7 protein-coding genes and 1 rRNA gene are annotated in these 10,364 nt (G+C 56.6%); 4 read left to right on the top strand and 4 right to left on the bottom strand.

The window, feature by feature from the left end; translation table 11 throughout:
• The 4 genes from rrf to MHK04_RS04315 all read left to right on the top strand — a co-directional run.
• A 5S ribosomal RNA gene (rrf, locus tag MHK04_RS04330) occupies nt 1-109 on the top strand; the annotation flags it as partial.
• Between the two features lie 1,064 nt (nt 110-1,173).
• Nucleotides 1,174-2,424, top strand: a complete 1,251-nt coding sequence (locus MHK04_RS04325) for an MFS transporter (protein ID WP_239207964.1) — start codon at nt 1,174-1,176, stop codon at nt 2,422-2,424.
• A gap of 384 nt (nt 2,425-2,808) precedes the next feature.
• Complete coding sequence (locus tag MHK04_RS04320; protein WP_239207963.1) at nt 2,809-3,537, top strand: ABC transporter ATP-binding protein; 729 nt, start codon at nt 2,809-2,811, stop codon at nt 3,535-3,537.
• Nucleotides 3,538-6,081 (top strand): ABC transporter permease, encoded by a 2,544-nt coding sequence (locus MHK04_RS04315; protein ID WP_239207962.1) that lies wholly within the window; start codon nt 3,538-3,540, stop codon nt 6,079-6,081.
• Between the two features lie 54 nt (nt 6,082-6,135).
• On the opposite strand, the gene MHK04_RS04310 is transcribed toward MHK04_RS04315, so the two are convergent.
• The 4 genes from MHK04_RS04310 to MHK04_RS04295 all read right to left on the bottom strand — a co-directional run bounded on the left by MHK04_RS04310 (nt 6,136) and on the right by MHK04_RS04295 (nt 10,354).
• Nucleotides 6,136-8,445, bottom strand: coding sequence for an MprF family protein (locus MHK04_RS04310; RefSeq protein ID WP_239207961.1), 2,310 nt, complete (start codon nt 8,443-8,445; stop codon nt 6,136-6,138).
• Entirely contained in the window at nt 8,432-9,634 is a 1,203-nt protein-coding gene (locus MHK04_RS04305; RefSeq protein WP_239207960.1) for an alpha/beta hydrolase, read from the bottom strand. Before MHK04_RS04305 ends, MHK04_RS04310 begins: the two co-directional genes overlap by 14 nt.
• A 61-nt stretch (nt 9,635-9,695) precedes the next feature.
• Nucleotides 9,696-10,055 carry a fluoride efflux transporter FluC gene (locus MHK04_RS04300; RefSeq protein ID WP_239207959.1) on the bottom strand — a complete coding sequence of 120 codons (360 nt, stop codon included), beginning with the start codon at nt 10,053-10,055 and terminating at the stop codon, nt 9,696-9,698.
• A complete protein-coding gene (locus MHK04_RS04295) occupies nt 10,052-10,354 on the bottom strand; it encodes a fluoride efflux transporter family protein (protein ID WP_239207958.1) in 303 nt (100 codons plus the stop codon). The genes MHK04_RS04300 and MHK04_RS04295 overlap by 4 nt, the downstream gene beginning before the upstream one ends.
• Nucleotides 10,355-10,364: the final 10 nt, after the last annotated feature.

Below are 10,364 nucleotides of genomic sequence, written 5' to 3'. Positions count from 1 at the left end.
CAATAGCTGCAGGGAAACGCCCGGTCCCATTCCGAACCCGGAAGCTAAGCCTGCACACGCTGATGGTACTGCAACCGGGAGGTTGTGGGAGAGTAAGTCACCGCCGACACCAAACAACAAACACAACAAAATACAACAAAGAAGAAGAGGACGGTATACCACCGCCCTCTTCTTTTTGCGTTTTACCAGCCCTCCCAGCTGGTGGAAGGCGGCAATTTCAAAGCGTGTTGGGTGGTACTGGTTCTCTTTGAGGAGCCACCCAGCGTGTTTCATTGGGGCTACTAAGGGGAGAATAGACAGACAAACTTTCTGACGCCGGTTCCCCAACAACGCGCGGGCGCCGGAAGCTGTCTTTGCAGCTGGGGAGTAGTCCGGTCGGCTTTATATCAGAGCACTGCGTCTTCTGAAGCTGCAGCTTGAAGTGCCCCGCGTCTTGTTCCTAGGCATTTGCCTTGATCTTTATTACTTCCTGTGGCGGGTTCTGCTTCCAGAATTCAGTTTCGACCTCGACTGGGGTTCGGTATCTCAAGCTTTGGTGGAGCCTTGTCTCGTTCCACCACGACACCCACTCGAACGGGCCTGACCCCCGCCGTGTCTACTTTCCGGGGGTCAGGCCCCTCAGGAATCGGCGTTTAATATGCACGCTGACGATCATCCTTTTGTGCTATGTCAAATAGCGGGACGCAAGCAGTGGAATCACTCCGGGAATATGGAATCGTATCCTAGCTCTGTGACCTATGCTCCAGGGGATATGGCCTTCTACCCTAGGGGATTCGAGCATGACGTCAGTGGGCTAGGTGATCTAACGATGCACCTAACAATTGCATTTGACAGTGCGGACACTTTGGAATGGTCAAAGGGGATAGGGAATGGTCTTCCGTATTCTCTTGATGCGCCAGTTGCATCAGATACTGCAGCTAGATTGGCACTGAGGAATAGAACATGGTCGGCAGTCGACGGAAGAGTGCGGATTGATCTAGGAGCGAAGCCTCTCGCGCTCGACCCTATTCTCGAACCAGTTCTTGATGCGCTTATCTGTTCTCCCAGACAAACGCCTAATGATATCACTGCTAAGCTTGGTCTTTCAATCGATCAACTTTTCTCTTTTTGGCAGTTTGGGTTTGAGGAAGGACTTTTGTTTACACCGGTTATGGATGATACAGAGTTGTTCTGATGAATAGACTTTCTTTTAAATCTTCGTTTTCGCTCGTCTTCGCAGCTGCTGTCGTTTCCGGGTTGGGTGACGGTCTCATTCCCATCGCTTTTGCGCTTCAGGCACACCGTGTAGATTCGTCGGGCCGCGGCTTGACGGTGGTGCTTATCTCACTATGGGCGGGCCGCTTCGTTAGTTCTTTAGTAGTCCGAAAGCTGCCACCCCCTCACCGGCCATTGACCTGGATGCTGGGTAGCGATGTCGTTCGGATGTTGGCACAGTGGGGACTTGTAGCGTGGGTGGTTACTCGGGGCGATTCCATCGCTGCGTTCGCGTTCTCAAGTGGTGCGTACGGTTGTGCCTCATCATTCTTTGGGCCAGCAAGGTTTAGCCTTTTGTCCCAGCTATTTTCCGGTGAACAGCGCACCCGTGTCAATGGATCCCTGTCGATGCTCGGTGATGTGCTGTTTATCGCTGGCCCCCTCATCGGTACAGCGGCAGTGCTCACCTTGGGATTTAACACGGTATTGCTTATCGACGGCGCCACTTTCCTAGTGGCCATGTTCTTTGTTTTTCCGTTTCTCTCAGTGCGTAGAGAACCAGCAGTTGAAAGCTCCAATGGCGTACCTGCTGAATCAGAACCAGAAAGCGCAGGGTCTTCGACTCAGAATAAAACTCCTTCTACCCCGATGCTCCCTAGCTGGGTACGGGTAGGACTCGGTACCTGGTTGGTCGCGGCAGTTGTCAATGGCTTCCTGGGAAGTGCAGGCCCTACGTGGATTATGAATACCTTCGACGAAAAGTCCTGGGGTTTTATGGCAACTGCTCTTGCGATTGGCTCGCTGCTTGGCTCAGCCGCAACAATTCTGAAGGCATTAGATCGGGTGCGTTTTAGCACCTTGCAAATGTTAATGTTGATACTTCTGGCTGGACAGCTCCTGGCTTTGGCATTCACCCCTGCCTTCGTGCTCATCGCAGCAGTTGGTGCTGCCGCGTCCTTGCTAATGACAGCATCAGGTATTGCGTGGGATTCTCTCGGGCAGTCTTTGGGAGATGATGGTATGGTGCACCAGTTCGCCACAAAGGATCAGCTCGTCTTTACCGCAGGTACCCCGCTTGGAATGATTCTTTTCGCGGCACTTTCTGCTCATCCTGGTGTTGCGGCGGTTGCCTTGGCAGCTGCGTTGGTAGTCGCAGCTGCTGCATCGTCCTTGCCTGCGGCGCGTTCGCCGCGTACAGCAGATATGGCTGAAAATGCTGTTTCTGGGTGATGAAGGGAAGGAAGCACCGCAGGCGTGCCATCGGCTTTGCGCGAACTTAGGCCTCATTGAATTTGTCTAGCCATGATTACTTGCGGATCGACGACCCCGTGTTCAGACATCATCAAGATGTAAAACAAATCTTCTTTGTTCAAATTGGACGGGTCAGTGTAGTTTAACCTGACAGTATCAGGGTGAAACGAGACTAGGTTCCACCAAAGCTTGGGATACCGAACCCCGGTCGAGGTGGAAACGAGGGTAACTTCAAGCTCAGGTGAGTGAACGATCGCGCCATGCCTTAGTGTGCCGTTTTCCTCCTCTGGGATGATGCTGGCCGTCGTTCATGGTAGCTAAACTATAAGAGGTAATTTCCCATTTACAAGGAGAATTTGTTTCATGACTGATGCTGCGGCTCGCGCCGTTGACTTGTTCAAGCAATACGGAAGCGATGACACAGCCGTTGTGGCCCTGGATCATGTTTCCATTGAGTTCGGCAAGAGCGAATTCACTGCGATCATGGGCCCATCGGGCTCCGGTAAGTCGACGCTAATGCACACTATGGCTGGTTTGGATTCCGCGACTTCCGGTTCGGCGTTTATCGGCGATACCGATATGTCGGCGCTCAACGACAAGGACATTACGGCGCTGCGCCGTGATCGGCTGGGCTTTATTTTCCAGTCCTTTAACCTTGTTCCTACGCTGACTGCCGCGGAAAACATCACGTTGCCGACCGACATTGCGAGTAAGGACGTCGATAAGCAGTGGTTCGAAGAGGTAACTCGCCGTCTAGGCTTGGCAGAGCGCTTGGAGCACCGACCGGCTGAGCTATCAGGCGGTCAGCAGCAGCGCGTGGCCTGTGCCCGCGCGCTGGTTTCCCGTCCGGAAATTATCTTCGGCGATGAGCCAACCGGCAACCTGGACTCCAATTCTTCGGCCGAGGTGCTCGATATTTTGCGCACGGCAGTGGACAAGGATGACCAAACCGTGGTCATCGTGACGCACGATGCGAAGGCAGCGTCGTACGCGGACCGAGTGGTTTTCCTTGCTGACGGCAAGCTTGTCAACGAGTTGCACAATCCGACGATGGAGGCCATTCACCAGGTAATGGCGGAGATTGAGGGCTAAATGGCACGCGGAAATGCAATGCGCAGGGTGTCCCTGCGCAATATCGTGGCGCATAAGTTGCGCCTTGGGCTGACAATTCTCGCGGTGGTCTTGGGCACAGCGTTTATTGCCGGCTCGTTTATGTTCACCAATTCGCTGAAGTCTACTTTTGACTCCGCCGTGGATAATGAATTTCGTGGCGTGGATGCGGTGGTGAGCCAGAAGGACGACAATGGCGCGAAGCTGGATGAAAAGCTTCGCCAGAAGTTGGCCGATGATGAAGATGTCAAGAACATCAATATTGCGGATTCGGAGACCGTCGTCGCAGCCAATGAGAACTCGGAGGCCTATCAGACTCAGGGCGGTACGGCCAGCGTTGTCCCGTTTTATCCAGAGGATAAGGTCGTTGGCGGTGCCGATAAGCTAAAGGAGGGCGAGGAGCCGAGCGGTAAGGACGAAGTCCTTGTCAATTCCTCCGCAGCCGACAAATATGACATTTCCGTGGGCCAGAAGCTGACTGTGGTTCACCCTGATGAGCAGGATACGGTGACGGTTTCTGGCATCTCGGAGCCCGCGGTCGACCAGGGCGAGAGCATCGTGCTGAGCATGGCTGAAAAGGATTACCTGGAGCGCTACGGTGAGCCGAGCCAGCTCAAGGTTTCAGCAGCCGATGGAGTGGATGCGAATGCCTTGGTAGATCACCTGAATGAGAAGTATGAAGTCAAGGCGGAGTCGGGTGAGCGCTTGGCTGAAGAGACCTCGGAGATGATGTCTTCTGCTTTGAAGTTCATCAATTACTTCCTCATCGCGTTCGGCCTTATTGCGCTGCTGGTGGGCACCTTCATCATTGCGAATACTTTCTCGATGATTGTCGCGCAGCGCACCAAGGAGTTTGCTCTCTTACGTGCGCTGGGTGCTTCCCGTCGCCAGATCACAAACTCGGTGGTGGTGGAGTCCGCCATTGTTGGTGTTCTGGGGTCCATAGTTGGCGTGGTTGCCGGTATGGGTTTGGTCGCAATCATTAAAGCAGTCATGAGCGCGCAGGGAATGCCTCTTGATGGTGGTTTGGGCCTGAGCGTTTCGGCCATCGTAGTTCCAATTATTTTGGGCACTATCGTGACGGTTGTATCCGCGTGGGCGCCGGCACGGCGCGCGGGCCGCGTGCAGCCGGTTGAGGCAATGCGCACTACCGAATCTGCTTCCGGAGCTTCCCTGAAGGTACGCACGATTTTCGGTGCCATTATCTTGCTGGTGGGTATTGTTGCGGCGTTGGCAGGCGTGCTTTCCGACGGCGAGACGAACGTCCGCGCCATCCTCGTCGGCGTCGGCGCATTCGGTGTTATCGTGGGATTCTTCCTAGCCGGCCCAGCTTTGTCGTTGCCTTTGGTGCCGACGGTAGGCAAGGCAATCGGTGCGCCTTTCGGTGCTATCGGTTCTTTGGCGGCGACGAACTCGCGTCGCAATCCACGCCGCACGGCTGCTACTGCATTTGCCCTGACCCTAGGCGTGGCCTTGGTGACGGCTATTGGCATGCTTGGCGCGACGATGAAGTCCTCCGTGGCCGATACCGTGGAGCAGAACATCACCTCCGATTACCTCCTTTCTGGCCCTAGCTCCGGTGAATTCCCAACACCGAAGGACACTGGTAAGCGTGCGGCTGAGGCTGAGGGCGTAGATAAGGCCATCACCATCGGTATGGCTCCGGTGACCGTTGATGGTCAGGCATCGATGGATTATGGTCCGCAATTCCAGCAGACCACGACTGCGGATGGAGATCCGTCGTCGATGATTGCGCTCGATATGGTCGAGGGCGATGCCAACTTGGATAAGGGATTCATTGCTACCGAAGACTTTGCCAAGGAACACGGCTGGAAGGTAGGAGAGACCTATAAGGTAGCTTCTGCGGAAAAGGACAAGAAGGCCGAGGCCAAATTGGTCGGCATCTTTAAGTCCACCGATGTGGTGCAGAATATGGTGCTCTCGCAGGAGGTAGCTGAAAAGGTTGCACCGGAGAAGTCCTTTACCGTCCAGATGGTGGGCGTCTTGGGTCAAGAAGGCTATGACAAGGAAGAACTGCGCCATAACCTGGAGGATGCGGTCAAGGATCTGGTTGTGGTTCAGGTCAATTCCGGTGAGGAGTATGCGGGCCAAGCTGCAGGCTTTATTGACCAGATGCTCTCCATCCTTTATGGTCTGCTCGCCCTTGCCGTCATTATTGCGGTGTTGGGCATTGTCAATACCTTGACCTTGGGCGTAATCGAGCGCCGCCAGGAGATCGGTATGTTGCGGGCTGTGGGCACACAACGCCGCCAGATCCGCACGATGATTACCCTGGAGTCCGTGCAGATCGCGCTCTTTGGCGCGGTGATGGGCATCCTCATTGGGCTCGGCTTGGGCTGGTCCTTCATCAAGATCCTCGGCGATGAGGGACTAGACTCTGCGCAGATTCCGTGGGCGATGGTGCTCATTATGCTTGTGGGCTCGGCCCTCGTCGGCATTATCGCGGCAGTATGGCCGTCGCACCGCGCGGCGAAGACGCCGCCATTGGAAGCAATCGCCGACTAGCTGCCTAGTCTAAGGCCTCCCCTCATCACACGTTGAGGGGAGGCCTTAATGCTTTTACGCGGCCATCCATGCCTTGACTGCCGATACCGCATCCTTGGTCTTCATATCGGGCAGGTAGGCGTGCATGGTGGCCAGCGCGATGGAAGGAAGCTTCAATTCATCGTGATAGCACAGGTACCACGGGTGCTCCTCGGGTTGGAATTTGCGCTTGCTGGCCGCGAGGGTGCGGAAGCCGTAGAGCGGTTCGACTTCTTCCCCAATGCGATTGAGGGCGACGTCGAGCCAGTTAGGCTCGTCAGGCTGTCCAGCCAATGGCGCACCGGACAAGGAGATCCAGGCAAGGCCTTCGGACTGGGCAATGAGCATTGCCTCTGAGATGAGGAGCTCAATTACTCCCTTAAAGCCGTGCTCGTTGCGGCGCATGACGTCGAGAACGTAGCCGGTAATAGCACCGTTTTCGTATACCGGCATCCAACTGGTCACACCATGCAAAGTGCCGTCGGCGGATTCAGCAAGCAAAAGCCGGGTGCCGGTCACCGTCATTTCTTCTAAGCCGCCGAGGGTAAAGCCCATCTCGGGTAGGGCCTTGTCGGAAACCCAGTCCTCGCTGAGTGCGCTAATGCGGGCGATAGAGGCTATATCTAGCTCCTCCCACGTGGTCCACCGAGTACTAACTCCTTCCTTCTCGGCTTTGTTTCGGGCCGTGCGCACATTTTGGAATTTCTTTCCTTTGAATTCCACGGATTCGCAGTTGAGGACTGCTTCTTCTGCAACTTGAAGGCGCTTGAGCTGCGGGTGAGCATCCGCGAACTGCGCATTGACGGAATACCACGCCACGGCCCAGCCTTGCTCGGAGGCAAAGCGCTCGAATTCGGCGCTGATATCGCGGCCGACGGGGGCGCCCAGCGTGAGCGCAATGCCATTGGAGACACGGTAGGCCACATAGGAGTCACCGTGGAAGAAGTACCGGTTGGATTTCCACAGCGTCATAAAGGAAAGATGATCGCCGGTGCCGGATTCGAGCAGGCGGCGGGCCGAGTCGCGGTCGGATTCTTGTGCAGGATCAACGGGCCGAGAAAAGCCAAGGTAGAGCCGGACTGCCAGCAGGATCCAGAAGGCGTTTCCAACCCATAGGTAGATGAACCAGGAAAACATCGTTGCCGGCGCGACGTGGTGGGGAAGGATAAGCGCAACGACGGCCGGAACGAAGCGCAAGGGCGTCTCTGCGAGGATGTCGGCAAGATTTGCTGGGGGAACGGTGTTGTGCAACGAGGCTGTAAGGATCCACAAGCCCGCGCCGAGGGAAGAGGCAAGGATGGCGAAGACAATAGTGCGGGTGAAAAATGCGCGGTTTTCGCGGATCCGGAAGAGCGAATAATTGATAAGCAGCATGAATAGCGCCAAGAGCCAGGGCAGGATGACGAGCACGAGGTTGGGCAGGAGGTAGCTCAGGCGGGAATCATCCCAAAGCTGGTAGGTCAGCAACGCGATGGCCAGTACTTGGGTGATAACCGCCATCCACCAAGCGAGCACGCGGCCCCGCATGAGACCAAAGCACACCACCAGCTGGATGATGAATGGCATGATATTGGCTACCAAGGCGCCGATGCCTTGGGCACGGGCGAGATCGACTGCGGCAGTGCAACTGGTAGAAGTTAGCGAATCTGCGCAGACTTGAGTGGCCTCCAGAGCCGAAAGGTGTGGTGCCCACAGGAGCTGTGTGATTTGGGAGAACGGACCTTCGGCCATGGGGTCGAGTGCCACGAAGGCAGGGCCAATGGCTACGCAGGCGATACCGACGGCGAGGAGCACGCGACGCTCCCTGATGGAAGGCGGCGCGGATTCGGGCTTAAAGAGCAATTGGCCAGCCGTAATGGAAAGCATGGCGGCGACGATGCCGAGAACATCTGACATGGTGCCGGAGTAGAGCACAAAAGTGGCGGTAAGCACGATAAGCGAAACGCGCAGTCGGCGGCGCCATAGGCGGGGGAGTAAAGCCGAAGCAAAACCAGCGGCACCGGCGATAAAACCGATAGGGGTGAGGAAGGTATCGCTCAATAAGTCATTGCCCCATCGATTTAGGCCTACGGTCTCAATGCCGCGGGCGAGCACGATGGACAGCGGGACGCTGATGAGCTGGGAGACAACTCCTACCGCCAATGTGCGCAAGGAACCTAAGCGCCATTCAGCGGGAACGAGCCAGAGCACGATGAGCACGGACAAAATAATGGCGCCACCGGGGTGCGCGGTAGTCAGCGCCAGCCAGTGGGAGGTGGGGAAATCCACTAGGTGAAGTGCCCACATAATGACTAAGACGGCTAGGGAAACGGGAAACCTGGTCAGGATGGTTTTAAGAACGGACATCGTGGGCTCCAATTCCATCGAAGGGATCCTTGATAGCGGTCATTCCACCGCGGCTAGCGGCCCAAGCGAAGGATTCGCGCAGGGCTGGGCGCCACACCTGGAAGGAGTGGCCGCCGGGCCGGGTGCCAAAGTAGGTTTTCATGCCGGCGGCGCGGGCGGCATCGGAAAGCGAGCGCAAAGCATTGACCGAAGCAGTGTCCTTATCGCCAGCGATGAAGATGGCCTGGGTAGAGAAGTGCTTGTGGGCGAGCAGGTGGGCGGGGTCTTGGTCATTGAAGGCGAATTCGTCCCCGGCGAAGAATTTCTTCACCGTCGCCGCGTGGTTGCCAATGGTGGGCTCAGCCTCGCCGGAAATGTCGATGATGGAACCATAGGCTTCGGGGCGGTTGGTGGCGATCTGTAGGGAGCAGGTGCCGCCGTAGCTTAATCCGCCCACCGTCCAGGTGCGCTGATCCGGGTTGACTTTGAATTTTTGTTTAATGGCCTGTGGTACGTCCTGGCTGAGGTAGGTCATTACCTTAGCCTGGGAGCTATCGGCGCAAATGGGGTTGGCGGTTTCAGAGCCGGTGGCGTCCACGGCTATGACGATGGGGCTGCGGCCCCCGTTAGCCGCCTGGAATTGGTCTGCAGTTTCGGCCGCCTCGCCCGAACCGAACCACTGATCTGGGCCGCCCGGGTTGCCGTGCAGGAGCACGATGACAGGCAAGGTGTGGTCCGTCCAGTATGCCGGCGGAATATACGCCGTGGCTTGCCGAGCGGCGAAATGGGAGGTGGTGCCGGGAAGATCCACATGGACGATGGCTGCACCAGACTTGGTGTGGGAAAACTCTTCGTAGCTCATTTCCTTTGCCACAGGGCGCGGGTCAAGGGACGCAATATCTGGATAGGTTTGATATTCCATGTTGACGATGCCGACCGTGGCCAAAAGGGAAAAGATTCCGGCGGTGACCGTGACAATCTTGGGCTTGCGTATCAGCGCCGCCACGGGGACGAAGGCGGCGAGGAAGATGTACCACGGTACTTGCCAGTGACGGAGTAGGAACCAAGCAATAATGCACAGCAAGGCGGCGATGACCAGTGGCCACACCTTGCGTTGGAGGAGAATGATGATGGCCGCAATCGCGAGGATGGCGTAAAAGATCACGCCATTGATGGGATCCGCCAAAGGCAGATTCAAAAGGAAACTCACGCGAAAAATATTAGGCCTGAGCGGGCCAAAAGTAACTGCTAGTTAGCTGGGAGTTTACCCCTTAAATCCCGTGATAAATGCGGGCCGCCCAGATGGTGCCGCGCCAAGCTAATACGATGCCGAGCCCGATGGTCCAGAAGAGATACTTGCTAAGCCGCCACCATTGCCTGCGTTTGATCATTTCTCCTAGTTCCTTGGCTAGCGTGGACCAGGTGGACAGGCCACCTGCAAGGCCGAGGGCGAGGAAGGGGTGGATGAGGGGGACGTCGGCAAGCTGGGCGAAACCATAAGCCAGGCCGAGGGCGAGGGAACCCAAAATATTCGCCACGAAGGTGCAATAGGGGGCGGGCAAAAGTCGGTTAAAGCTATAGCGCAGGCTGCCGCCTATGAAGCCGCCGAGAAGGACGCAAAGAAGATTCATCGCAGCTTGTCACCCGCCAGGTAGCCGCCCACGCAGCCAACGATGGTGGCTAGAACATAAGCCAGAGCGATGGTCCAGTGCGCCTCGGAGGTCAGGAAAGCGAAGGTAGCGAAGCTAGTGAAACCGCCCAGCACGCCCGTGCCCCAGAATGGGCTGGGGCGGAAGTAGCCCATGAGCGCGCTGCCGAGAATATTGATGATAAGCAGCGGGATCATCCCGCCGCCGAGCGCTGCGGAGAGTAGGTATCTAGCAGCCGCGCCGAGCGCGGCGCCAGCACCCACGACGAGGAATTGAGGCATGCGGCCTATG

Source organism: Corynebacterium nasorum, assembly GCF_022345765.1.
GTDB lineage: Bacteria > Actinomycetota > Actinomycetes > Mycobacteriales > Mycobacteriaceae > Corynebacterium > Corynebacterium kefirresidentii.
The sequence above is the reverse complement of the archived record's forward strand: the minus strand, read 5'-3'. Positions and strand labels throughout refer to the sequence as shown.